General features: G+C 66.7%; 20 protein-coding genes and 1 tRNA gene. 12 read left to right on the forward strand and 9 right to left on the reverse strand.

The window, feature by feature from the left end:
- Position 1: 1 nt before the first annotated feature.
- Positions 2-1153: a ScyD/ScyE family protein gene (locus tag ASD15_RS26870; protein ID WP_057158109.1), complete on the reverse strand. Its 1152-nt coding sequence runs from the start codon at positions 1151-1153 to the stop codon at positions 2-4.
- Positions 1154-1347: 194 nt separating this feature from the next.
- On the opposite strand from ASD15_RS26870, the gene ASD15_RS26875 reads away from it, so the two are divergent.
- Positions 1348-1423: transfer RNA gene (locus ASD15_RS26875), tRNA-Phe, on the forward strand.
- Between the two features lie 80 nt (positions 1424-1503).
- On the opposite strand, the gene ASD15_RS26880 is transcribed toward ASD15_RS26875, so the two are convergent.
- On the reverse strand, positions 1504-1923 hold the full coding sequence (locus ASD15_RS26880) for a hypothetical protein (protein WP_057158110.1): 420 nt from the start codon (positions 1921-1923) through the stop codon (positions 1504-1506).
- A gap of 264 nt (positions 1924-2187) precedes the next feature.
- Between ASD15_RS26880 and ASD15_RS26885 the strand changes: the two genes are divergently transcribed.
- On the forward strand, positions 2188-2952 hold the full coding sequence (locus ASD15_RS26885; RefSeq protein ID WP_057158111.1) for an SDR family oxidoreductase: 765 nt from the start codon (positions 2188-2190) through the stop codon (positions 2950-2952).
- Positions 2953-3098: 146 nt separating this feature from the next.
- Complete coding sequence (locus ASD15_RS26890) at positions 3099-3926, forward strand: type 1 glutamine amidotransferase domain-containing protein (protein ID WP_057158112.1); 828 nt, start codon at positions 3099-3101, stop codon at positions 3924-3926.
- Between the two features lie 59 nt (positions 3927-3985).
- Here the strand turns inward: ASD15_RS26890 and ASD15_RS26895 are convergent, their stop codons facing one another.
- Complete coding sequence (locus tag ASD15_RS26895) at positions 3986-4936, reverse strand: MYG1 family protein (RefSeq protein WP_057158113.1); 951 nt, start codon at positions 4934-4936, stop codon at positions 3986-3988.
- Positions 4937-5005: 69 nt separating this feature from the next.
- A complete protein-coding gene (locus tag ASD15_RS26900; RefSeq protein WP_057158114.1) occupies positions 5006-5626 on the reverse strand; it encodes a TetR/AcrR family transcriptional regulator in 621 nt (206 codons plus the stop codon).
- A 111-nt stretch (positions 5627-5737) separates the two neighbouring features.
- Between ASD15_RS26900 and ASD15_RS26905 the strand changes: the two genes are divergently transcribed.
- The 3 genes from ASD15_RS26905 (at position 5738) to ASD15_RS26915 (ending at position 8885) form a co-directional block, all read left to right on the forward strand.
- The gene (locus tag ASD15_RS26905) at positions 5738-6766 is read left to right on the forward strand and encodes an SDR family oxidoreductase (RefSeq protein WP_057158115.1); all 1029 of its coding nucleotides are present in this window, start codon (positions 5738-5740) and stop codon (positions 6764-6766) included.
- Positions 6767-6834: 68 nt separating this feature from the next.
- Positions 6835-7845, forward strand: a complete 1011-nt coding sequence (locus tag ASD15_RS26910) for a cyanophycinase (RefSeq protein ID WP_082552180.1) — start codon at positions 6835-6837, stop codon at positions 7843-7845.
- Positions 7846-7892: 47 nt separating this feature from the next.
- On the forward strand, positions 7893-8885 hold the full coding sequence (locus tag ASD15_RS26915) for a DUF4424 family protein (RefSeq protein WP_057158117.1): 993 nt from the start codon (positions 7893-7895) through the stop codon (positions 8883-8885).
- Positions 8886-8892: 7 nt separating this feature from the next.
- Here ASD15_RS26915 and ASD15_RS26920 read toward each other — a convergent pair whose 3' ends face one another.
- Together ASD15_RS26920 and ASD15_RS26925 are read right to left on the reverse strand one after the other, a co-directional pair.
- A complete protein-coding gene (locus ASD15_RS26920; RefSeq protein ID WP_200954100.1) occupies positions 8893-9405 on the reverse strand; it encodes a YgjV family protein in 513 nt (170 codons plus the stop codon).
- Positions 9402-11240, reverse strand: a complete 1839-nt coding sequence (locus tag ASD15_RS26925; protein WP_057158118.1) for a DUF885 family protein — start codon at positions 11238-11240, stop codon at positions 9402-9404. The genes ASD15_RS26920 and ASD15_RS26925 overlap by 4 nt, the downstream gene beginning before the upstream one ends.
- Positions 11241-11337: 97 nt before the next feature.
- Between ASD15_RS26925 and ASD15_RS26930 the strand changes: the two genes are divergently transcribed.
- From ASD15_RS26930 to ASD15_RS26940, 3 genes are all read left to right on the forward strand, one after another.
- A complete protein-coding gene (locus tag ASD15_RS26930; RefSeq protein ID WP_229418354.1) occupies positions 11338-13122 on the forward strand; it encodes a lipopolysaccharide assembly protein LapB in 1785 nt (594 codons plus the stop codon).
- A 101-nt stretch (positions 13123-13223) separates the two neighbouring features.
- Positions 13224-13967, forward strand: a complete 744-nt coding sequence (locus tag ASD15_RS26935; RefSeq protein ID WP_057158119.1) for an SDR family oxidoreductase — start codon at positions 13224-13226, stop codon at positions 13965-13967.
- Between the two features lie 53 nt (positions 13968-14020).
- Complete coding sequence (locus tag ASD15_RS26940; protein ID WP_057158120.1) at positions 14021-14602, forward strand: TetR/AcrR family transcriptional regulator; 582 nt, start codon at positions 14021-14023, stop codon at positions 14600-14602.
- Here ASD15_RS26940 and ASD15_RS26945 read toward each other — a convergent pair.
- Positions 14574-16136 (reverse strand): GMC family oxidoreductase, encoded by a 1563-nt coding sequence (locus ASD15_RS26945; RefSeq protein ID WP_057158121.1) that lies wholly within the window; start codon positions 16134-16136, stop codon positions 14574-14576. The two genes, ASD15_RS26940 and ASD15_RS26945, sit on opposite strands and share 29 nt — an antisense overlap.
- A gap of 145 nt (positions 16137-16281) precedes the next feature.
- Here ASD15_RS26945 and ASD15_RS26950 point away from each other — a divergent pair, with 145 nt between their 5' ends.
- The gene (locus ASD15_RS26950) at positions 16282-17238 is read left to right on the forward strand and encodes a LysR substrate-binding domain-containing protein (RefSeq protein WP_057158122.1); all 957 of its coding nucleotides are present in this window, start codon (positions 16282-16284) and stop codon (positions 17236-17238) included.
- Here ASD15_RS26950 and ASD15_RS26955 read toward each other — a convergent pair.
- Positions 17216-18670 (reverse strand): SEL1-like repeat protein, encoded by a 1455-nt coding sequence (locus ASD15_RS26955; protein WP_057158123.1) that lies wholly within the window; start codon positions 18668-18670, stop codon positions 17216-17218. The genes ASD15_RS26950 and ASD15_RS26955 overlap by 23 nt on opposite strands.
- A 124-nt stretch (positions 18671-18794) precedes the next feature.
- On the opposite strand from ASD15_RS26955, the gene ASD15_RS26960 reads away from it, so the two are divergent.
- Positions 18795-20156, forward strand: coding sequence for a diguanylate cyclase domain-containing protein (locus ASD15_RS26960; RefSeq protein WP_057158124.1), 1362 nt, complete (start codon positions 18795-18797; stop codon positions 20154-20156).
- 30 nt (positions 20157-20186) lie between these two features.
- On the opposite strand, the gene ASD15_RS26965 is transcribed toward ASD15_RS26960, so the two are convergent.
- Positions 20187-22457, reverse strand: a complete 2271-nt coding sequence (locus ASD15_RS26965) for a pectinesterase family protein (protein ID WP_157201164.1) — start codon at positions 22455-22457, stop codon at positions 20187-20189.
- A 222-nt stretch (positions 22458-22679) separates the two neighbouring features.
- Between ASD15_RS26965 and ASD15_RS26970 the strand changes: the two genes are divergently transcribed.
- Complete coding sequence (locus tag ASD15_RS26970) at positions 22680-25496, forward strand: TonB-dependent siderophore receptor (protein WP_082552181.1); 2817 nt, start codon at positions 22680-22682, stop codon at positions 25494-25496.

Below are 25496 nucleotides of genomic sequence, written 5' to 3' on the forward strand. Positions count from 1 at the left end.
CTCAATCCAGCGTAATGCGCAGCACCTGCCCGCCATCCGGGAAACTGCCCGCCACCGGCCCCGGCACAATGCCGAAATTGGTGACATACGCCGCGCCGTCCGGCCCTATCGTCAAGCCGCCCGGGTAATACAAGTCCTGGTAGATGACGGTCTGGCTGCCGTCCGCATTCACCCGGATCAGGCGCCCCGGCGGCAGCAGCGGCGGCCCGCCTGCGCCGGCCAGTCCACTGCCCACCTGCAGCACGTAGAGACGATGGCTGGCGTCGAACGCCAGGCCGATGATGTTGGTGAAGCCGCTGGCGAACACCTCCGGCGTTCCGCCGTGCGGCGACACGCGGTACACATTGGCGGCGCCGGCCGGGAACGGGAAGCCGGTCAACTGGCCGGCGTACAGCCAGCCGTCGCGGCCGTCGATCACGCTGGTGGGCACGGCCTGCATGGGAATGGTGGCGCCCGCCGGCAAGCCGATGAACGGCGGCGCCGGCACCGGCCGCGCCTCGAATTTGGCCAGCGTGGTGATCTTGCCGTTGGCCGCCACCGAGAACAGCGCATTGGCGCCGGCGTCGGCCACGATGTGCTGCTGGCCCAGCGCGGCCACCGCATAAGGATTGCTGTCGGTGCCGCCGCTGACAGGATTGTTGGCCGCCTCGAACGCGGCAATGTCGGCTGACACCTTCCAGTTGCCGGTGGCGCCGACCTGCAGCACCTGCCCCAGCAAGTTGGCCTTGGCGCCCAAGCCCGCTCGGGCGGACGCGTCGGCGGCCAGTCCCATCGCCAGGCGCCCATTGCCCGCGCCCGTGAACACAATGCCCTGCGCCCCCAGCGCGCCAAAGCCGCCCGGCGCCGCCATCGACGGCAAGCCGCTGATCACTTGCACCGGCGCCGCCTTGCCGGTCGGGTCCACCCGCGTCAGCGCGCCGGTCTCGCCATAGCAGGCGCTGCGCGAATCGGCCAGTACGATGCATTTGCCGTCGCCGCCCCGCCCGGCCTCGGTCACAAACAACTGGCCATTGGGGGCGAACGCCAGGCCGCGCGGGTTGCTCAAGCCCTTGGCGATCACTTCAACCTGGGGCGCCGCCAGTGCCGGCGGTGCGGCGGCAGCAAAGGCGGCGGAAACGATGGCGCTGGCGAAAGTGCGGCGTATACCTTTCATGACTAGCTCCTCTTGGCGGACTGGACTTCGGGATTGATAGTGTCAAAATTGCAAAATCCAGTTTAGCCCGGCAGTTCGCTAAGTCAAGAACGGCTGCAGCCACGCCGGAATGCCAACGCCTGCGCACGCCTATCCCGCCATTTTCAAAAAAGCTCCTTGCATACCCGAAATGATCTGCTATAATTCTGCTCCTTGGCCTGGTAGCTCAGTTGGTAGAGCAGAGGATTGAAAATCCTTGTGTCGGTGGTTCGATTCCGCCCCGGGCCACCAAGAACAGTGTCAAACAAGAAAAGCCAACCCACGCAGGTTGGCTTTTTCGTTTCCGAAGTTGCAGCGTCAGCCAGTCAAACTCATTCCTTCTTCTCCCTGAATTCGCCATCGATCACCTTGTCGTCAGTGCTGTTGCGAGGGTGCTGGCCGGTAAATTTGAGGACTGACGATAAGATCCGATCAAAAACAGCTCGCCTCAACCAGGGGTAGCCGAGAAGAAACGCGGCAACGAAAGCTGTGAACAATGCGGGCACGGATTCGCCTTTCGACAGAAAGTTCACCAGGCACACTGCGAGCATGCCGACCACGAGCGGCCGGCGGAGCGGGTTAGGCAACAGGCCAACCATGCGCGGCTTACCTTTGCTTATCCAGGGAAATCTTGCGAACAAAACGCCAAGAAGCAGGCCTGCGATCACCCGCCCCGTGCCGAGATAATCGGCCAACACGCCGACGACAAGGAGCCCGGTGTAGCTAATCGTGCCCGCCAAGGCCGCGAGCACGAATAAAGCAACAGCGATCGCTAGCTTTGGCGCGCGTATCGCCGCTGCGACTATGAAACGTAGGATTTGGATTCTCCTGCAAATGGCGCCACAAGGCTGCTGGAAATTCTAACAGGACCCGCCCGTGTCCGGGCTTTCATTCAGCGAACGTGAAAGCAAGAAACGGAGTTTCCACGTTGTCCTCCCTGTGTACCCTGTTGCTATGGACATAAAGCCGGGATGTGTCCGGGTAGCGCGAGCCGGCGTCATATTGAGGGAGAATACATGGGCATTCTGGCAGGTAAGACCGCCATCATCACTGGCGCCAGCTCCGGCATCGGCTGCGAGACGGCGAAGCTGTTCGCAAGTGAAGGCGCCAGCGTCGTCCTGGTCGCCCGCCGAAGCGAACAGCTCCACTCGCTGGTGGACGGGATAGTCGCTGCGGGCGGCAAGGCGGTAGCCCTGGTGGGCGACGTCAAGGACGAGTACCTCGCCAAAAGAGGCGTTGAGCTTGCAATCGAGCATTTCGGCGGACTGGATATCGCCTTCAATAACGCGGGTACGCTGGGCGCGACAGGCGATCTCGCCGCCATGCGCGCCGAGGACTGGCGCGACACCATCGACACCAACTTGAGCAGCGCCTTTTTCGGAGCAAAGTACCAGGTTCCCGCGATGCTCAAGCGTGGCAAGGCATCGCTCATCTTCACCTCGTCTTTTGTCGGGTACACCATCGGCATGCCGGGCATGCTCGCGTATAGCGCCAGCAAGGCTGGCCTGGTGGGATTGGCGCGCACGCTGGCAGTCGAATACGGCGGGCGCGGCCTCAGGGTCAATGCCCTGATGCCCGGCGGAACGGATACCGAAATGGGACACGCCGCTGCAGCCAGCCCGGAGGCACTGGCTTTCGTTGAGAACCTCCACGTGATGAAACGTCTCGCTCAGCCGCTTGAGATCGCCAAGGCGGTGCTGTTTCTGGCTTCGGACGCGTCCAGTTTTGTAACCGGCGCCACCCTGTTCGCCGACGGTGGCGTTTCCATGTCAAAAACCTGAGCTGCGGCCAGGCGTGAAGCCGCGCGACTTTTTCTTATTACCCCATGTAACAAGTGAAGTAAGTCTGGGGGCATTTACGGCTTCCTGCGCGTGCAATACGCTGTCGTTATCCGAGGGCAAGCTGCCCTTTCACTCAGGAGTTGAACATGAAAAAAACCCTTATCGCCGGCCTGCTGGCTGCCGCCGCCAATTTTGCCAGTGCCGGCACCGTGCTGGTGGTGGTGTCCGACCAGGACAGGCTGGACCTGAAGGACGGCAAAGTCATGCAGACCGGCTTTTTCCTCAACGAGTTGATGGAGCCGGTGCAGGCGTTCATCGCCGCCGGCCACACGGTGGTGTTCGCCACGCCCAGCGGCAAGGCGCCGTCCGCCGACCAGAAATCGGATGACGTGACCTTCTGGGGCGGCAATGAACAAGCGCGCCAGGAAAGCAAGGCGCTGCTGGCGACGCTCAAACTGACAGCCAAGACCGGCTCCCCCGCCATCAGCCTGGCGCAGGTGAAAAAAGCCGGCTACGACAAATTCGACGCCGTGTTCGTTCCCGGCGGCCATATACCGATGCAGGATCTGCTGAAGAACAAGGACCTGGGCGAACTGCTCACCAGCTTCCACAACCATGGCAAAGTTACCGGCCTGACCTGCCACGGCACCATCGCCCTGCTGTCCGCCATCCCGGATGCGCGCGGCTACGTGGGCAAGCTGGAAGCGGGCCAGCGTCCGCAGCCTGCGCAGTGGATTTACAAGGGCTACAAGATGACGGCCTTCACCAATGAAGAGGAAGAGCAGGCCAAGGGCTTCCTGAACGGCGGCCAGATGAAGCTGTTCCCCCAGGATGGCCTGCTTGCCGCCGGCGCCAACTTCGTCGAAGCCAAGGCGTGGAGCGAAAACGTCGTCGAAGACCGTGAGCTGATCTCCGGCCAGAATCCGCAGTCGGCCAAGGCGGTTGCTCTGGCCATGCTGAAAAAGCTGCACTGATCCCCACGGCGAGGCCGCGCCGGATGGGCAGCCCAGGCTGCCCGCCCGTCCGCTGCCGCTTACTCGCCGCGTTCCAGCGCCTGCAGCGCCTGCTTTGCCATGGCGCGCGCACCCTCGTAGGACTTGACCGCCGCGATGAATCTGCCGTTGTGGCAAAAACCCGCGTCCGGCACGCCGGTGACCGCCGCGAGTTCGGCGTCGCGCAGGCCCGCCCATGACTCGGGCAGATCTGCCCGCGCCTTGAAACTCTCCGGGCTGACCGGCACGGTGTGCAGCATGTAGCGCTGCTCGGCAGGGCTGTGGCTGATGACGAACAGCACCTTGGGCATTTCCTTGCGCACCACCTGGGTCCATGGCAGCGCGCTGTTTTGCAGCAGCAGGATCTGGCCGTCCTCCAGTATTTCCCCTTGCCGTACTTGCTCCACCGCCAGCAAGGCGCCGACGCGGTATTTCACTGCGTTGATCATGACGTCGGTCAGCAGGGCCATCGCCTTGCGGAACTGCTCCAGGCGGTAGGCGTCGGCGGCCTCGCCATAGCCCAGCCTTTCCTCGTCGAGCCAGTTGGGATTGAAGCCCGAAACCACCGCCGACAGTCCATAGCCTCCGGGCGCATTCTTCGCGGCCCCCACGTCCGACAGATCCAGGTATTGCACGATGTCGGCATCGATGGCGTAGGCCATTTCACGCGCCTTGTCATCGGCCAGCTGCTGCCCGGTGTGTGCGGCGGCCAGGGCGCTGACGCAGCGCGTGCCGTATTCCCGCCAGACCAGCCCCGCGCTCGCATAGGGCACGCCGGTCTGCCTGGTCGCGTTGAAGCCTTTCTGATGGTGGTCGAAACGGCCGCTGGCAGGGTCCCAGATGCCGCCGACATCGACCGCGAAGTCGGCCGCCTCGACAGCCGCTGCATCGCGTGTCCGGACGATTTCGTTATCGGGAAATAAGATGTTCAGTACCGCGACCGCCCATGCGTCGTCCGCATGAAATTTGCCGCTGTGAGTCACGATGACCATGGGAATGTCCAATTGCAGATGAAATTGGCACGATCATACCCGCATTGGAGTCCGGGCCCTGCCGGTTTCCTATGCGCCGGCGCTGGCGACCAGCCCGCGCAGAAATACCAGGATCATGCGCCCTGACGGATCGGGCCGCTTGCCCGTGCCCTGCAGCGCCAGGCCATGCGTCAGCGCCATGAAGGCTGCCGCCAGTTCTTCCGGGTCGGCCGGCGGGGTGCGGCCCAGCGTGGCGAACAGCTTGCCGATCACGCGGCCGAGCCTGGCCCGGTGCGCGTCCCACACGGTCTGGTACCTGGCCGCGAACGCCGGGCTGCGCTTGGCGTGCAGCTGCAGCTCGATTGACAGCATGGACCAGCTGGCATCGCGATTGAGGGTCGCCGCCCAGCGCTCCAATTCCGCGAAGATCTGCTCAGGCATGCGCCCGTCGCTGTCCATGACGCTGGCAAGCTGGGCCCCCTCCGCCTCCATATGTCCTCGCAGCAGTTCCAGCAGCACCTCCTCCTTGCTGGCGAAGTTCGAGTAGAACGCGCCCTGCGAGTAGCCGGCCCGCTCCGCGATATCGCGGATGGACGTGCCGCCATAGCCGTGCGCGACGAACAGCTGCTGCGCGGTATCGATCAGGCGGGTGCGGGTCTGGGCCTGGCTTTCTTCGCGGCTTAGCCGCTTTCTGGGTGGAGATTCGCTCATGGCCGTAAAGATATCACACGAACTTCGGATAGCGCCAATTCAGATATCAGTTGACATTTCAATGCCGCATCGCCAAACTGGATTTCATTCGAACTTTGAAATTCAACCATCATGCAAAATCCAAATCCATTGAAGTCCGCATTCGTCACCGGCGCCACCGGCCTGCTCGGCAACAACCTGGTGCGCGAACTGGTCCTGCGCGGCGTTGCCGTGCGCGCGCTGGTACGCTCGCTGGACAAGGGCCGCCAGCAATTCGACGGCCTGGCGGGCGTGGAACTGGTGCCGGGCGACATGGCGGACGTGGGCGGCTTCGCCGCCAGGCTGCAGGGCTGCGACGCGGTGTTCCACACGGCGGCCTTCTTCCGCGACAACTACAAGGGCGGCAGCCACCGGGAGGAGCTTGAACGCATCAATGTGGACGGCACCGCGACGCTGATCGCGCAGGCCTACCGCGCCGGCGTCCGGCGTTTTGTCCAGACCTCGTCGATAGGCGTGCTCAACGGCGAACCCGGCGTGCCCATCGACGAAACCTGCTTGCGCGAGCTGGGCGACGCCGACGACTATTACCGCAGCAAAATACTGGCAGACCAGGCCGTGCTGCGCTTCCTGGCGCGCCACCCGGACATGCATGCCAGCCTGGTGCTGCCCGGCTGGATGTGGGGGCCGGCCGATATCGGCCCCACGTCGTCCGGACAGTTCGTCAACGACGTGGTGCTGGGCAAGCTGCCGGGGCTGGTGCCGGGCAGCTTTTCCGTGGTCGATGCGCGCGACGTGGCGCAGGCGCACATCGCGGCAGCGCTGCAAGGGAAACGCGGCGAGCGCTATCTGGCGGCGGGGCGCCACATGACCATGCGCCAGCTGGTGCCCTTGCTGGGCAAGGTCGCGAACGTCAAGACGCCCACGCGCCGCTTGCCTGTGCCGCTGCTGTACGTGCTGGCGGCGGCGCAGGAAGTCTATGCGCGCCTGACCGGCCGGCCCATCATGCTCAGCCTGGCCACGGTGCGGCTGATGGTGAAAGAAGCCGGGCGCACCCACTTCGATCACGCCAAGAGCGAACGCGAACTGGCACTGAAATTCCGTCCACTGGAACAGACCGTCGCCGATACGGTCGGCTGGTACCGCAGCCGGAACTGGTTCTGAAAAGCGGCTCGCGCCTGCTGGGATAGGCGTACAATCGACTGCACCTTTCCCCCTTGCCGGAGCCTGTGATGCGTACACCTGTCCCCCGCGGTCTGTTGTCTGCCCTGTTCTTCTCGCTCGCGGCGCTCATGCCCTGCCACGCAGCGGCGGGCAAACCCTATGATTATGCGGTGGTGGGCGACCCGGCCAACGTGACGCGGCCGGCGCCGGCCCTGCCTGCCCTGGTGCTGATGGGCGGCGGGCCGGACGTGGACGACGCCTTCAAATGGATGATACGCAAGTCCGGCGGCGGCAATTTCGTCATCCTGCGCTCGCGCGGCACGGACGCCTACAATCCCTATGTGTATGCGATGGGCGGCGTGACTTCGGTGGAAACCATCACCATCGCCAGCCGCGACGCCGCCAGCGATCCTTTCGTGATCGCGCGCATCCAGGGCGCCGAGGCGCTGTTCATCGCCGGCGGCGACCAGAGCGACTACGTCAAATTCTGGAAAGGCACGCCGGTGCAGACGGCCATCGAGGCGCTGGCCGCCAGGAACATCCCCATCGGCGGCACCAGCGCCGGCATGGCGGTCATGAGCAAGTTCGCGTTCACCGCGCTGAACGGCACCATCACCTCGCCATCGGCGCTGGCCAATCCGTACGACAAGACCATCACCCTGGGCCGCGATTTCCTGTCCCTGCCCGACATGGGCGGCCTGGTCGCCGATCCGCACCTGGAAGCGCGCGACCGCATGGGGCGCCTGATCACCTTCATGGCGCGCATCGTGAACGACGGCTGGAGCGGCAGCGTGCATGGCGTGGGGGTGGACGTCGAGACCGCGCTGCTGATCGAGGGCGGCCAGGCCACGCGCGTGGGGGCCGGCTCGGTCTATTTCCTGCGCACCGTGGGCCTGCCGGAAGTCTGCAAGCCCAAAACGCCGCTGACCTACCGCAACGTCACCACCCAGCGCCTGTCCGGCGGCGGCGCTTTCGACATGCGCAACTGGGCCAGTTACGACGGCGGCACGGTCAACTACAGCATCTCCGCAGTCAACGGCGTACTCAGCTCCACCCAGGCCGGCGGCGCGATCTATTAGGCGCCCGCGCGGCGGACGGGAGGCGGGGCCGGTGGTAACATGACTGGATGACAATACTTAAATCCGCACTCGCCGTCCTGCTGCTGCCTTCCCTGGCCTTCGCCAACGACGGCATCGGCGGCGTCAGCGCCGGCGGCATCGTGTTCCGCAAGACCGACGCCATCGCCATGAAGAAGGAAGTCCTCAACGTCAGCCATGAACTGATCAGCGTGGACTATGAGTTCGTCAACGAATCCCCGGCGGATGTGGAGGAAACCATCATCTTCCCGCTGCCCGCCTACCCCGCCTCCGAGCAACCCAGCGACACCTATTTCGGCCGTCCGGGCGGGTTCACCATCGAGGTGGACGGCAAGCCGGTGGGCTACCGCACCGTGGTGCAAGCCGCGCTGGACGGCGCCGACGTGACGGCCCAGCTCAGGAAGCTGGGCCTGAGCGACGCGCAGATCGCCTTCCACCCCAGCTTCGCGCCGGACACGCAAGTGGCGCCGTTCACCGCGCAGCAGCGCCAGCAGCTGGTCAGGCTGAAACTGATAGGTGAAGGGGCGGCCGGTTCCATCGGGCCGGTGTGGGACATCCAGGTCAACTACGTGTGGAAGCAGAAGTTCCCGGCCAACAAGGTAGTGCGCGTGCACCACGCATACCGGCCCTTCGTCTCGGCCGGGCCGGGCGAGTCGGGCATGGACGACGACACCGCGCGCCGCTATTGCGCCGACGCGGCCTTCCTCAAATCGTGGAAAAAACTGGCGGCGCGCAACGGCGATCCGGGCGGCAGCTATCTGAACGCCGCCAAGGTGTCCTACATCCTCAAGACCGCCAATACCTGGAAGAACGGCATCGAAGACTTCACGCTCAACGTCGTCAAGAGCCATCCGTCCGAACTGGTCAGCCTGTGCTTCCCCGGCACGTTCAAGAAAACAGACGCGAAGACTTACCAGGTCCGCCTGCGCAACTTCAAGCCGGCGCAAGACCTGGAAGTCTACTTCGGCAATGTCGAGGGCGGCGCCGGCAGCGGCGGCGAAATGCCGGTACCGGCGAAATAACTAGCTCTCAGGCGGCCTGCGCCCTGGCCAGGCGCACCATGCGCCAGATGGTGACGATGTTGACGGCCGCCACCACCACCTCCAGCGCGCTGCCGCCCACCGATCCGGCGATCACGTTGTTGGCGATCCAGAGCCCTGTCCCGCACAGCATCACCAGGCGCATGGCCACGCCCTGCAGCTGGAACAGCGCATAGGTGCCGAGGCAGGACGCGGCCAGCGGCAGCCAGTCGCTGGCCTGCTTGGCCAGCGCCAGCCCCAGCGCCAGGTTGGCCGCGATCACCGCCGCCGCCACCCATTTGGAACGGGTACGCAGCGCCAGCAGGGAGCGCAGCAAGGACATGCTGGAACTGGCCACCGCCGTGGAGTTGCCGAGCAGGGCGAAGTGCAGCACGTACGCCAGGCACTCGCCCGCCATGAACAGCTTGAAACGGCGGTCGTCGGTCTGCATGAAGGAGCCGACGCCCAGCACAAAAGCCACATAGCCGACGTACTGGGCCGGCGAGAACCAGTCGATCGTCACGATGCCGCCTTGCCTTTACGCTCTTCGACCCACTGCTCCACGATGCCGGCCAGCACGTCCATCGGCACCGAACCGGCGCGCAGCACCACGTCGTGGAAGCCCGGCAGGGTGAAGCGCGGGCCCAGCGCACTGCGCGCCTGCTCGCGCAGTGCCAGGATGCGCAGCATGCCGAGCAGGTAGGAGCAGGCCTGGCCGGGATTGGCCACGTAGCGGTCCACTTCGGAAGCCGGCATGCCGTAGTCGATGGCTTGCTGGCGCGTCCAGCCCTTGGTGTGCAGGCCGGTGTCGACCACCAGCCGGCGCGCGCGGAACAGCTGTTCTGCCAGCCCGCCCAGCATGCCCACCGTGTCGCCGTCGTACCAGCCCTGCTCCATGGCCAGCTGTTCAACGTACAAGGCCCAGCCTTCGCTGTTGGCGCTGCCGCCGCTGAAGATGCGGCGCGCGCGGTACTTCGGCAGGTCCGTCATCTCCTGCTGCAGCGCGATCTGGAAGTGATGGCCCGGCACGCCCTCGTGGTAAGACAGCGTACGCATCACCACCATCTCGTATTCCGGGCCGGGCAGCGGCATCCAGAACACGCCGGGGCGGCTGCCGTCCGGCGCCGGGGCGCTGTAGCGCGCCGAGCCGGTCGCTTCGGTCAGCGCCGGTTCGCGCCGCACTTCGATCGGCGCGCGCGGCTTCAGGTTAAACAGGCTTGCGCTGCGCTGCTCGGCGTCGCGCACCAGTTCCGCGTAGCGCGCCAGGATGGCCGGACGCGGATCGGGCTCGGCCGGCGGCTGCAGCGATTTGTCGAGCTTGACCATGCGCTGCTGGATGCTGCCCTCGGCGAAACCGAGCTGGCGCAGATACTTGTCCATCTCCGCCTCAATGCGCGCCACTTCGCGCAGGCCGATGGCGTGCACCTCGTCCGCCTTCAGGCTGGTGCCGGCGTTGCGGGCCAGCAGGTAATCGTAGGCGGCCGCGCCGTTGGGCAGGCGCGAGATGCCCGCTTCGTTGCCGGTGCGCGGGTGCAGCTCGGCCAGCATGGCCTGCACGCGCGCATACGCGGGCCGTACGCGTTCGGCGACGACGCGGGTGGCGCGGCCGATGGCGGCGCTGCGCGTCTGCGGCGACAGGCCGGCCAGCCCGGCGCTGCGTTCGGCCAGCGAAGTGACCAGCACGTTCTGTTCCGGCTCAGGCTTGAGGAAGGCTTCCACCTGCTGCTGCGCCTTCTCCAGGATGAAGCGCGGCGGCAGCAGCGAGCGGCCGGCGGCGGCGCGCGCCATGGCCGCCGCTTCGTCCATGCGGGCCGGAATTTGTTCCAGGCGCGCCAGGTAGCTGTCCACGTCGGCCGCGCGGCGCAGCGGGTGCACCTGGGTCATCAGGCGCGGCAGGCCCACCTGCGGGCCACCCAGCTGCGAGAAGATGAACAGGTGGTCCTGGAAGGGGCGGCCGGCCAGTTCGTTCGACAGCGTCCAGCGCATGGTTTCGGCCGAGGCGCGCTGGGTGGCGCCAAGCGGGCCGGCCAGGAAGGCGTCCAGCCTGGCAATGCCCTTGCGCGCCAGCGCGGCCTGCCTGTCGCGCGTGGCCTGGGTGATGGGCGACAGGCGCCGGTCCAGTTCATCCTGTTCCGCGCCGGAAAAATACTGGCTCGCTGTGGCCGACTCGGGGTTCAGGCGCATGTAGTCCGCCGCAAACGCCTCCGACCATTTGTCGAACGCGGCACTGGCGGGGGCGCTGCGGGCAGACGCCGCCGCGGGCGCGGTCTTCGGGGCGGCCATCGGAACGGCCGCAGCCGGGGCGGCGGCGGTCAGGATGGCAAGCGGTAGCAGCGCAATGGCAAAACGGGGGCACATGTCGGCCTTTCAAGTGAGCTCAGCCCTCTATTTTGCCTTGCGTTTGCCCTGCGCGCACCTAAACTCTATGCGTCCCATGACAAAAAGAGGAGGCACCATGCCCTGCACCCGCACCCTCGCGGCCGCCGCACTGCTATCCCTGTGCCCGGTGGCGCTGACGCAAGCGGAACGCGCCAGCACAGGATTCGACCCTCTGTTCGACCAGGCGCTTTGCACGCCGGACAAGGCCGGCCGCCCGCCCCTGCTGCTGGCCATGCTGGCATTGCAGACCGAAACGGCGCCCTTCCGCCCCGCGCAGCAGGAGCGCAAAACCGCTCCCGCCGCCGATCCGCCCCTGTACACCAACCTGGGCAGCCTGCACCTGCAGGTGAGCACAGCCAGCGCCAAGGCGCAGGCCTATTTCGACCAGGGCCTGCGCCTGACCTTTGCCTTCAACCACGCCGAAGCGGCGCGCGCCTTCCGCGCCGCGCAGCGCCAGGACCCCAACTGCGCCATGTGCTACTGGGGCGAAGCCCTGGTGCTGGGGCCTAACATCAACGCGCCCATGTTCCCGGAAGCGGTGGCGCCCGCCGCCGCAGCGGCAGCCAAGGCCGCCAGCCTTGCCGCACGCGCCACGCCGGCCGAGCAGGCGCTGATCCGGGCAGTGGCCATGCGCTACCAGTCGCCGGCGCCGGCCGACCGCGCCCCGCTCGACGCCGCCTATGCGGCCGGCATGACGGACGCGGCGCGCGCCTTCCCCAACCACGACACCATCCAGGTGCTGTTCGCCGAAGCGCTGATGGACTTGTCGCCGTGGGATTACTGGGAAGCGGGCGGCGCGCGCGGCAAGGGCCGCACGCCGGAGCTGGTGGACGCGCTGGAACGCGTGCTGGAGCGCAATCCGACCCACCCCGGCGCGGTGCACTACTACATCCACGCGGTGGAAGCGTCCAGCCATCCGGACAAGGCGCTGCCCTATGCGCGCGGCCTGGCGCGCCAGATCCCGGGCGCCGGCCACATCGTGCACATGCCGTCGCATATCTACTACCGCGTCGGGCTGTACAAGGAAGCGCTGCAATCGAACCTGGACGCCATCGCCATCGACGAGAAGTACTTCGCCAGGGCCGACAGCGACGCGGTCTACAAGGGCGCCTACTACCCGCACAACATCCACTTCGCCATGGTGTCCGCGCTGATGGGCGGCGACGGCCCCAGTGCGCTGGCGGCGGCCGCCAAACTGGACCAGTCGATCCCGGCCGAAGCGCTGCCCAGCTTTGGCATGCTGCAGCCGGTCAAGGCGGCGCCCTACTTCTCGCATGTGCAGTTCAGCAGCCCCGCGCAGCTGATCGCCCTGCCCGCGCCCGATCCGCAGCATGTGCTGGTGCGCGCCATGTGGCACTATGCGCGCGCCGTCGGCTACGCCCGCAAGGGGGCGCACGCCGAGAGCCAGAAGGAAATCGACACGCTGGCGGCCATCGGGCGCACCGCCGACTTCTCTTCCATCACCAGCTGGGGCGTGCCGGCGCCGGACATTGTGCGCACCGCGCACGCGGTGGCCAGCGGCCGCCTGGCCGAGGCGCGCGGCGACCTGCCTGCCGCCATCAAGGCCTATGAGACGGGCGTGTCGGTGCAGGACAGCATGCCGTACACGGAACCGCCCTACTGGTACTACCCGGTGCGCCAGTCGCTCGGCGCGGCCCTGCTGCGCGCCGGCCGGCTGGACGACGCGGAGACCGCTTTCCGCACTTCCTTCGCGCGCACGCCCAGCAACGGCTGGGCGCTGCGCGGGCTGATGGAGGTGTACCGCCAGCGCGGCGACCAGGCCGCCCTGGCTGCCGCGCAGAAACGCTTCGACGCCACCTGGCTGGGACGCCGCAGCGGGCCGGAATTGTCGCGCTTGTGATTTTACGGGCCGCTGAAATTATTATTGACTGTTCGATCCAAAACAAACTACACTCGGGGCAATTCTTGACAATTTAGTCCAGAATAAACCTGGAGGTAGTCATGCAACAAGCACAAGCAGAGGCGGTAAAGGCGGCGCTGGTCACGGGCGGTTCGCGCGGCATAGGCAAGGCCATTGTGGAACGGCTGGCGCGCGACGGCGCCGCCGTGGCGTTCACCTATGCGTCGTCCGGGGCGGCGGCGCGGGAACTGGCGGCTGCGGTGGAGGCTGGAGGCGGCCGCGCGCTGGCCATCAGGGCCGACAGCGCCGACGAGGCGCAACTGCGCGCCGCCGTGAACCGCACAGTAGAAGCCTTCGGCTCGCTCGACATCCTGGTCAACAGCGCTGGCGTGCTGGAGATGGCGCCGGTGGAGAGCTTCCCTATCGCGCAGCTGGACCGCAGCTACGCCATCAACGTGCGCGGCGCCTTCATCGCCATCCAGGAAGCGCTGCGCCACATGCAGCCCGGCGGCCGCATCGTCACCATCGGCAGCATGGCCGCCGTGCGGGCCGGCTTCGCCAACAGCAGCGTGTACGCGATGACCAAGGGCGCCCTCGCCTCCATGGTGCGCGGCATCGCCATCGACATCGGGCGGCGCGGCATCACCATCAACAACGTGCAGCCCGGCCCCACCCAGACCGACATCGTGCCGGCCGAGTACATCGACACCCTGGTCAACATGCTGCCGGTTGGCCGCATGGGCAAGCCGGAGGAAATCGCCGGCATGGTGGCCTACCTGGCCTCGGCCGAAGCGGCCTACGTGACCGGATCGAGCTTCACCATCGATGGCGGCCTGATCGCCTGAGCGCGTGGCCGGCTAGCCGTATAATGGCCGCCTCCCAGCACCGATTGCATCCCATGGCCCGACCGAAGGCATTTGACCGAGACACCGCGCTGCAGCGCGCCATCGCCCTGTTCCGCGACAAGGGCTACGCGGGCGCGTCGACGGACGACCTGCTCGGCGCCATGGGCATCGGCCGCCAGAGCATGTACGACACCTTTGGCGACAAGCGCGGCCTGTACCTGGCCGCGCTGGAGCGCTACAACAGCGACAGCGTGGCGGAATTCGTGCGCGACATGGAAGCAGGCGGCACGCCGCTGCGCGCGCTGGAAGCGGCGCTGCATGGCTTTGCGCGCCGCGCCGGCGCCGGCTGCGAAGGCTGCATGGGGGTCGGCGCGGTGCTCGAGTTCGGCCAGTCCGACCCTGACGTGGCCGCGCTCACCGGCGCCAGCTCGCGCAGCCAGTTGGCGGCGCTGGAGCGCCAGTTGTGCAGCGCCGCCGCCGCCGGCGAAGTGGCGGCGGACCTGAACGTGCAAGCCGCCGCCGGCTTCATCGCGTCCAGCATGGCCGGCATGCGGGTATCCGCGCGCGCCGGCGCCGGGACGCCTGCGCTGGAACAGATGGCACGCTTTACGGCGCTGGCGCTGCGGCCGGCGTAGCTGCTGCCAGAATGGCCTCAGCCAGCTTCTCCGCCATCATGATGACAGTAGGATTCAAGTTGATCAGCGGGATCTCCGGCAGAATTGACGCGTCGATCACGCGCAGCCCCTGCACGCCGTAGACGCGGCCCTGTTCATCGACCACCGCGCGCGGATCGTCCGGCAAGCCCATGGCGGCGGTGGCGCACGGATGCTGCAAGGTGCCCACCCCTTGCGCCAGCGCACGGCGGATTTCCGCGTCGCTGTCGCCGGTGGCGGCGCCGGGATACAGCTCGTCCACGATAAGGCTCTTCAGCGGCTCGGTGCGGGCCAGCTTGCGCGCCAGGCGGAAGCACGCCACCATACGCCGCATGTCGTCCTCGCTGGTCAGGTGATTCAGTTCGATGATGGGCGCATCCAGCGGATTACGGCTTTTCAGTCGCAAGCGGCCTTCGGAAGTGCAGTGCATCAGTTCCAGGCCGAGCGAGAACGCCACGCCGGTGGGACTGCTGGCGGGATCGAGCAGGTGCGAAGGCGAGATGCCGATATCGAGTTCCGCGCTTGAACTGGCATAGGATGAGTTGGTCCACAGCTGGGCGCCGACTACCGGATGCTCCTGGCCTTTCAGCTCCGGCTTGCCACTGAAATTCATCCAGTAGAACGCATGGTCGAGCAGACGTGTACCCACTGGCGCGTCCCGCACCAGCGGAATGTCCAGCACCGCCAGATCCGCCTTGGGGCCGATGCCCGAACGCAGCAGGATGGCTGCGGAGCCGTAGGCCCCCGCACAGAGGATGACTTCCCTGCCGCGCAGCTGGCGGCCGTCCGCCAGCTGTACCGACTGCACCTTGCCGCCGGCGCAGCGCAGTTTGTCAATCACGCTAAGGTCCAGGATCGCCAAGTTGGGCCGCCGCCGCACCGCCCGCGTCAGGTAGGCCATGCCGGTGTTTACGCGCACGCCGTTCACCACGTTCATCGGGTTGGGACCGGCGCCGTTGTTGGCTTCTGGGTTGTTGAAATCGTCGACCCGGCCTGCGCCCAGCGTCCATGCCGCCGCCACCATGGCGCGCTGCACCGGCGTGATGAATTCCATCGACATCTGGTGGATAGGCAGCGGCCCGCTGCGGCCGTGCCAGCGCTCGTCGCCGTGCGGAGCGCTTTCCATCTTCTTGTAGTAGGGCAGAACCTCTTCGAAACTCCATCCTCGCAAGCCTTTCGCGCTCAAGCGGGCAAAGTCGAACGGCAAGGCGCGGCACGCAACGGCGCCGTTGATCGCCGAGCTGCCGCCCAGCGTTTTGCCGCGGGGCGCGTACACCGGAGCGCCCTGTGCCACGGGTTTGGCGAAATAGCCCCACTCGTAGCGCGCGTCGCCGTTGGCGGCGATGATGTTGCTGCTGTAGATCTGCTCGGGATATTCATCGGGATCGAAAGCGCGGCCGGCTTCCACCAGCAGCACCTGGTGCCCCCCGCTTTCGGACAGGCGCGCCGCCAGCACCGCGCCGGCCGAGCCGCCGCCGAGGATGACAAAGTCATAGGTTTTCTCGATATCGATCATACTGTTTCCGGTTCGTTAAGGGTGCGCGCCAGTCTATGAGCGCTTGAGACGCTGCAGTAGAGGGCAAAAGCGGGCAGGACTTTCCCATCCGTGGGATGGCTTCGGTTCGTATAATGGCAACTTGTATAGACAAGAAGAACCGCCTGTGTACGATCTCAACGATTTGCAGTATTTTGTGATGGTGATAGACCACGGCGGCTTCGCGCCGACCGCGCGTGCACTCAACATTCCGAGATCCAGCCTGGGCCGCCGCATTGCCCTGCTCGAACAGCGGCTTGGGGTGCGCCTGATCGCCCGCAACACGCGCAATTTCAGGGTCACGGAGCTGGGCCACACTTACTACGCCCACTGCCGCGCCATGCTGAGCGAGGCCAAGGCGGCCGAAGCTGCAGTGGCGATGACGCATGCCGAACCGGGCGGCCTGTTGCGCCTGTCATGCCCGGTGACCTTGCTGGAGGTGTGCGTGTGCGGCATGGTGGCCCGCTTCATGGCCGCGCATCCGCGTGTGCAGCTGCACCTGGAGTCGAGCGACCGCAACGTGGATGTGGTGGCAGAGGGCGTCGACATCGCGCTGTGCGTGCGGACCCCGCCTTTTCAGGATTCGGAACTGGTGGCGCGCGTGCTGTCGCAGCGCCAGCAATGCCTGGTTGCCAGTCCCGCGCTGGTGGAGCGCCTGGGCCAGCCGCGCACGCCGGACGACCTGCAGCGCTTTCCCTTCCTCCATCACGGTAGCCCGCAGCGCGACTACAGCTGGACACTGCGCGGGCCGGACGGGACGCAGGCCGCCATCCCCCACCGCCCGCAGCTGGTCACCCATGGCCTGGCCATGCTGCGCTCGGCGGCGGTGAGCGGTGTGGGCGTCGCGCAAATGTCCACGGCGCTGGTGCACGACCACATTGCACGCGGCGAACTGGTGCAGGTATTGCCGGATTGGGCTCCGCAGCCGCAGGTCATCTACGCCGTGTTTCCCACCCGGCGCGGCATGCCGCCCGCAGCGCGCCTGCTGGTTGACTATCTGGTGGCCCAGTTCGCGCTGCTGGACGATCCCGTGTTCGGCATACGGGCAGCGCCCCTCCGGCTCAGCGCTTGGAGGCCGGCTTGAGCACCGCGTCCACCCGCACCTTGTCCTGCGCCGTCAGCTGCGGCGCCACCGCCTTCAGCGCCGCGTCGGCGTCGGCATAGCCGGCGGACTTGGCGAGGCTGAACCAGATGTAGGCCAGCGCCAGGTCCTTGTTGCCGCCCTGGCCCTCCATCGTCATCACGGCCAGGTTGAACATGGCGTCCGCCTGTCCCTGCTTGGCCGCTTCGTTGAACAGCTTGCGTGCCGTCGGATAGTCCTGCGGCACCAGTTTGCCTTCGTAGAAGTAGGTGCCCAGCGCGCCCTCGGCGGCCGGATGGCCTTTGACGGCGGCCTGCTTGTACAGCGCGATGGCGCGCTGCTGGTCCGGCGCCACGCCGTAGCCCAGGTCATACATGCGCGCGGCGGCGTAGGTCGATTCGACGTGGCCCGCCTTGGCGGCGGCGCTGAAATAGGCGCCCGCCATCTTGTAGTCCTGCGGCAGGCCGTCGTCGCCGTTGTAGTACAGGCGTCCCAGCTCGTACAGCGCGGGCACATAGCCCTCCTCGCCGGCCGCCTGCAGCCGCGCGCGCGCCTGCGCCACGTCCTTGCGCCCGCCGAAGCCGTTCAGGTAAGCCATGCCCAGCATGCTGGCGGCGGGCGTGTAGCCGACATCGGCCGCCTTGGCGTACCACTTGCGCACTTCTTCCGCGTTCTTCGGTACGCCGATGCCGAGCAGGTTGATCTTCGCCAGAAGCATGATCGCTTCCACCCGCTCATTGATCATGTCGGGCGCGGCCGGGTCGAAGCGCATGCGGTCGAAGGTCGGATGGTAGCGCGTGTCCACCACTTGTTGCAGCCAGTAGATGGCCTGCTTGGCGTCGCGCGGCGTGCCCATGCCGTACAAGTGCATTTTCGCCAGCATCAGCGCGGCGGCGTCGTAGCCGATCTTGTCGTAGGCGGCCTTGAACTGGGCCATGGCGGTGGCGTAGTCCTGCTTGTCCATCGCCGCGAAGGCGTTGGTCAGCGTCTTGTCCTTGCGCAAGATGCGGTTGCGGCCCGCTGCAAAGCGCCGGTCGGCCTGGCCGCAGGCGGTGCTGTTTCCGTACGGGTCGGGCGCTGCGGCGAAGTCGGCGGACGGGCTGCCGTCGGCGCCCTTCGAAGCGTCGCCGTCGGGACTGTTCTCGTGGAAGTATTCGGCCGGGTCGCCCAGCGTGGCAGTGTGGTTGAAATCCTCCATGTAGCGCAGCATGGTCTCGTCGTCGCTGCTGCTGTAGCCGCTCATGAAGGCGCACGAGGAGGCCCGGTCGCGCGACAGGACCTTGCTTTTCGCCGCCACAACCTCGCGTGGATCGCCCGCCGCGCCGCGCTGGCCCTTGACTACCACGCTGGAACCCGGGGCTTGCTGCGCACCGGCGCACAATGGCAGCGCCAGCAACAGTGCCAACGTCAGATGCGGCTTGCGGAATGAGATCATCGTCGCCTTTCAGGTCCATGATATGAATACGGGCCTTCGATGCTATCCTGTTATCACCATGCCGGGTAATCAACCCGCTGAGCAATCCGGCATGGGCAGGCGTTTGCGAATAGAATAGGTCACTATGAATCCGCTAGTCAGTGCACCCGTCGCCAGCTTCACCGATCTCCTGCTCGACGCCATCTGCATGGTGGACGCCGGCGGGAAGTTCGTTTTTGTCAGTGCGGCGTGCGAGCGCATCTTCGGCTACCGGCAGGACGAGATGATAGGCATGGCGATGATAGACCTGGTCGCCCCGGCCGACCGCGAACGCACGCTGGCGGCGGCGCGCCGCATCATGGACGGCCAGCCCAATTCCCGCTTCGAGAACCGCTACGTGCGCAAGGACGGCAGCATCGTCCACATCATGTGGACGGCGCGCTGGTCCGAGGCCGACCAGCTGCGCGTGGCGGTGGCGCGCGACATTACCGCCAGCAAGCAGGCGGAGGCGATGCAGGCCGCGCTGTACGCCATCTCCGAATCGGCGCACGCGGCGGAGGACCTGGCGGCGCTGTACCAGCGCATGCACCAGATCATCGGCGGCCTGCTGCCGGTGCAATCGTTTGCCGTGGTGCTGCGGGACGCGCCGCACGAATCGCTGTATTTCGCCTACCACGCCAACGCCAGCGGCCCGGAATCGGACGCGCAATTGGCGGTGCTGCTGTGCGAGGAAGCCCTGCGGCGCAACCTGCCGCTGCGCGTGGCGCCCGATACCATGTCCGCGCTGCCACCCCAGCTGGCGACGGCGGCGCGCACGCAGCAGGCGTGCTGGCTGGGCGTGCCGCTGAGCACGCCGCAGGGCACCATCGGCGCGCTGGTGCTGCAGGACGCGCCCGCCGGCCTGTCTTCGGCCGGCTGCGCGGGCTACACGGACCAGCACCAGGAGCTGCTGCTGTTCGTCTCGACCCAGGTTGCCACCGCCATCCAGCGCAAGCAGCTGGAAGCGCGCCTGCACTTCATGGCCCAGCACGACGAGCTGACACGGCTGCCGAACCGGCGCCTGTTCCATGACAGGCTGAGTACCGCCATCGCGCGTGCCCAGCGCCAGCAATCGCGCCTGTCGCTGCTGTTTGTGGATTTGAACAAGTTCAAGCAGGTCAACGACCTGTACGGCCACGATGCCGGCGACCGGTTGCTGGAAATCGTGGCGCACCGCCTCAAGGACTGCGTGCGCGACGCCGACACCGTGGCGCGCATCGGCGGCGATGAATTCGTGGTGGTGCTGGAGCAGCTGGCGCGGCCCGAAGCGGCCGCCCTGGTCAAGGAGAAGATCCACCAGGCGCTGGCCGCGCCGGTCGATATCGGCGACGGCGGCACGCTGCATGTCAGCGCCAGCATCGGCATTGCCCACTTCCCGGAAGACGGCAGCGACATGGCGCAACTGCTGCGCCACGCCGACCAGGCCATGTACGCTGCCAAGCAGGACACTGGGGCCGCCGCCGCCTGACTCGGGCATTCGCGCCCGCCGGCGTCGCCGCTACGGCTGCGGATTCCAGCCACTGCCGCCGCCGTAGCCGGCGAAAACGGCCGCCCGGCTGCCGAATTGCGCAGCCGCCTCGTCCGCGGTCAGCAGGCGCACATGGCGCCGCGCCCCAAGGTCCAGCGGCTTGCCGTCCAGGTCCGTGCTGCCGTACTCGCGCCAACCCGCCGTTGCGCTGCCCTGGGCCGGATTCGGCGCCGGCTGCCTGCCCACGCCCTTGCCCGCCCATCCGGCCGGCGCGATGTGCGCATCCATTTTGCAGTTGATGAAAGCGACGTGGTCCCAGCTGGTTTCATAGCCTGCGCTGCGCGCCAGCCAGGTGGCGCCGTCCGGCACCAGGTTGCCGGTGGGGCCGCGGCCGCGCGTCAGGCGGCTGTTCAGAAACACGAAGCCCTTGTCCTGCTGTCCCACCGTGCGCGCCTGCAGCACATAGCCGCCGCCCGCCGGATTGCCGCTGTCGCCCACGGTGCGCAACTCGCTGTCCTCGAACAGGGCTGCGTGGTTGTTGCCCCACACGTAGTCCACATTGCCGGCGATGAGCGTGCGGTAGAACCAGGCGTAGCCTTTGACCTGCACCGTATCCTGCTCGCTGTACAGGCTGGCGTTCTTCACAGCCAGCCGCCCTTCGCTGCTGAAGAACAGCGCTTCGGCCTGGCCGCCGGCAGGCGAGGCGCGCAATGCGCTGTTGCGCAGGGTCAACGTATCCAGCGTCAGCAGGTCCGCGTCCTCCACCAGGAACAGCGAACGCCCGCCGTTGATGGCCGGAGAATCGGCCGCCTGGCCGGCGCCCGAGCCGGGATTGATGCCGTCGCTGTTGACGGCCTCGATCACCACGCCGTCGCGGCTCTGGCCGCGCAGCGCGACCGCGTTCCTGCCGCGCAGGTACAGCAATTCGCGGTAGCGGCCGTCGCGGATGGCGATGGTGACCGGCCGCGCGCCTTGCGGCTGCCGCATCACGTGGTTCAGCGCGCCCTGCACGGTGCGGAAGTCCGCCGCGCCATCGTCGTCCACCGTGATGCGCTGCCGCCGCGGCACCGCCGCGCGCGTGCGGAAGGTCCAGCCCTGCTCTTTGGCGACGCCACGGAACGGCAGGCCGTTGAGCGTGCCGGCGAACACGCCGTCGTCGATGGTGACGTAGTACTCTTCGTCCGGCTGCAGGCGCGCACTGTGCAGGTGCATGGTGACGTTGCGGCCTTCGATGGCAATCGGCTGGCGCCGCACCGCGCGCCGGTACGGCTGGCCTTCGTAGCCCAGCACATCGTATTCATCGGCAACGCGGATGGTATCGGCCAGCATATTGTCGCGTTTGCGCAGCACGCGGATGGCGCCTTGGGCGCCCAGCAGCGGCGGGTGGTCGAAGCGCAGCCGCAACGGCGTGTCGTAAGGAACGTTGCGCGCGCCCGCCTCCGGGACCGCCGCAGTACGCAAGGCCTGGGCAGCGGCAGCCACCGGCTCCGCCGCAGGCGCCCGCGCCTCGATATCCACCGCCACCACATTAAAGACATTGGGGTCCTGTTCGCTGGCCAGCGTCAGCGTGGTGGAGCCGGCGGCCAACGGGGACAGGATGAGCTCCGCGCCCTGGGTTTCCACCCGCAGCAGCGCCGCATTGGCCGCGCGCGCCGTGAACGGCAACCGCGCGCCCTCGCCGCCGCGCAGCGCGCTCACTTGCAGCCGCAGCGGCGCCTCGCCGGCCTGCAGTCGCAAACGCTGCGGCGCCCGCGCCAGCGCAATGCGGGCCGGCTTGTCGGCGGCGTCCCCGCTAGCCGGTGCGCTCGCTTCGAACGCGGCGCCGCTGGCGATAACGCCGCTGCCGCCGGCCTGCGGCAGGGCCTTGTCCGCTACGCTGGTGATTTTCTCGCCGTTCAGATAAGCGGTGAGCATCTGGCCCGCCATTTCCAGCCGCACGGCATACAGGCGCCCGTCGCCGGCCGCCTCGCGCCCGAACTGCTTCAGGCGCGTCAGCACGCCGTCCTGCATGCGCACGATTTCCACCTGCATGCGTTTGCCGGATGGGGCGAACGCCAGGCCGGCGCCGTACCAGTTGCCCTCGTCCCGGTAGCGGCCAACCACGTAGAACTGGCCGGCCCCGGCCTGCAGGGGACGAAAACGGCTTTCAACATAGCTGTCGGCGGGCATGTGCCCAGCCGCGCCGGCGGCTTGCGCCAGCTGCACTTTTCCGGTGGCGGCGAAGGCCTCCAGCCCCTGCGCATGAGTGTGTGCGGGAGCGGCGGCAAACATGAAAAACAAGGAAACAAGGCGGCTGGGCATCGGGATTCCAGGTGAAGGACGAGCGGGTTACTTTAACTGGCCTGACCACTTGGCGCCAGCGTTTTTCACAGTCAGGATGAGCTTCTCTCTGCGCAATGTAGTGATTTTCTGACAAATTTACAAAATAATGTTTGCGCAATCATGCTTCTTCGCGCATGCTCTGGAAAATCTGGTCAGGCCAATAACCCTGCGGCCTGACCAGCAAAAATTATAGGAGACCTTATGACCCGAAGCAAGCACACGCAGTGCCGTTTGGCGCTGTCCGCCATCGCCCTGGCAGTCCTCACGCTGACCACCGGCGCGTCCGCGCAAAGCACTGCCGGCAGCATGACCCGCGTTGAAGTCACCGGTTCGTCGATCCGCAAAGTGGCCGCTGAAAACGCCCTGCCGCTGACCACCATCAACGCCGAGGAACTGGTGGCGCGCGGATTGACCACCATGTCCGAAGTGGCCACCTCGCTGACGGTGGGCGCGACCAATGAACCGGTGGGCGGCGGCGGCAGCGGCACCCAGATCAACCTGCGCGGCCTGAACACCAACCGCTCGCTGGTGCTGCTCAATGGCCGCCGCCTGCCCAACGAGGCCATCGGCGACAGCTCGATCAACGTGGACGTGATGCCGATGAGCGCCGTCGAGCGGGTCGAAGTGCTGCGCGACGGCGCCTCCTCGATCTACGGCACCGACGCCATTGCCGGTGTGGTCAACTTCATCACCAAGCGCAGCTTCAAGAACACCACCATCAGCGGCGGCCTGGTGCAGCCCGAGCGCCACGGCGGCGGCGACCAGCGGCGCGTTAGCATCATCTCGGGCTGGGGCGACCTGCAGGAACAAGGCTGGAACGTCTACGCCGCGCTGGACGTGCAGAAGCGCGACTCGCTGCTGCAGAAGGACCGCCCCAACATCAGCGACCCGAATCTGATCGCGCAACTGGGCGGCAATCCCTTCAGCACCAACACCTCCGGCTCCTCGTCCGCGCCGGCCAACTTCACCGTGTACCAGAACGGCAAGGCCACCACCACCACCGGCAACCCCTACTTCGCGGCCGGCTGCAAAGGCCCGTACGACGCGCAGTACGCGCTGGCCTCCACCAAGGCCTCCGGCGCTGGCAGCAAGACCTGCATCCTGGATCCGGACCTGTACCCGCAGCTGCTGGCCGACGCCATGCAGGCCACGCTGTTTACCAAGGCTACGCTGCGCCACGGCGACAACAAGCTGCTGACCATGGAGCTGCTGGCCACCGAGTCCTATATCGACGCGCTCAATCCGCCGCAGCCCTTCGGCGCGCAGACCGACTACGACAAGTACAACCCCGGCCTGCGCAAGCCGCTGTTCATCACCAAGACCAGCAAGTGGTACCCGGGCGGCAGCGGCGGCGTGCCCGCCGTGGCAGGCGTGAACGGCCAGGACCTGGCGCTGACCTGGAGCCTGGACGAAGCCGGCCCCGCCATCACCGACGACCGCCAGCACACCACCCGCATCATCGTGGCGGACGAGGGCGAAGTGATGGGCTGGGACTACCGCGTGGGCATGAACGCCTCGCGCAGCCGGCGCGACGTCAGCTGGAAGAGCGGCTTCTTCACCACCGCCGGCATCTACAAGGGCGTGGCCGACGGCGTGCTCAATCCCTTCGGCAAGCAGGACGCCGCCGGCCAGGCCTACCTGGACAGCATCCGCGCGGACGGCACCACCTACCGCCGCGCCACGGTGGAATACTTCGGCCCGGACTTCAACCTGACGCGCAACCTGATGCCGCTGGCCGGCGGTTCGCTCGCGCTGGCGGTGGGCGGCGACTGGCACAAGGAGATCTACAACGACGGCACCGATCCGGTCGCCAACGAGGTGGTGTACAAAGTGTCCGGCACGCCCAACACCTACCCGAGCGCCTCGCGCACCGTGGCCGGGCTGTACATGGAAATGGATGCGCCGCTGACCAAGACGCTGGACATCACGGCCGCAGTGCGCGCCGACCATTTCAGCGACTTCGGCAACACCGTCAATCCGAAGCTGAGCGTGCGCTGGCAGCCGGCGCAGGAAGTGATGCTGCGCGGGACCGCCAGCACCGGCTTCCGCGCACCCACGCTGCCGGAGCTGTACGGCACGCCGCGCACCCGCACCAGCTCGACCGGAAAATGGGACGACCCGCTGCTGTGCCCGAGCGCCACGCCTTCCATCCCCGGCACCGGCTCGGTGACCAAGGACCCCAAATACGCAGGCCTGAACCTGGACCCAAGCAAAGTATGCAACACCACGCTGGTGACGCTGACCGGCGCCAACCCGGACCTGGACCCCGAGAAGGCGCGCACCGTCACCGCCGGCATCGTGCTGGCGCCGGTGAAGAACATGATGCTGTCGTTCGACGTCTGGTCGATCAAGATGAAGGGCACCATCGCGCAGATCGGCGAGGACACCATTTTCAACAACACGGCCGGCTACAACGACCTGTTCGTGCGCAACGCCGACGGCACGCTGGACTACATCGTCAAGACACGCCTGAACATGGGCGGCCTGCGCACGCGCGGCATCGACACCAGCATGAGCTACTCCTGGCCGAAAACCGACTGGGGCAAGTTCGGCCTGAGCCTGGACGGCACCTATGTGGACCGCTACGAAGGCCAGAACGAAGCCGGCGGCACCTGGATCGACAGCGTCGGCAAGCCGGGTTCCCTGGCCACCGGCGCCACCTCGGCCAACACCTATGTCTACCGCTGGCGCCACAACCTGCGCGCATCCTGGAGCCACAAGGGCTTCGGCCTGCAGCTGACCCAGGCCTACACTTCGCGCTACGAGGACACCAACGCGCTGCCGACGCAGAAGCCGGGCCAGCCCTTCTTCAACGTGATCGATCCCTACATCCTGTACAACCTGACCAGCAGCTACAGCGTCAAGGAAAAGCTGAAGATCACGTTCGGCATCAACAACCTGCTGGACAAGGATCCGCCGCTGTCGAACCAGCGCCTGGGCTCGCGCGTGGTGTTCGCGCAAAACGTCTCCAAGCCAATCGGCCGCGCCTACAACGTGCGCGTGAACTACACTTTCTAA

This window comes from Massilia sp. Root351, from assembly GCF_001425045.1.
Classification (GTDB): Bacteria; Pseudomonadota; Gammaproteobacteria; order Burkholderiales; family Burkholderiaceae_D; genus Rugamonas.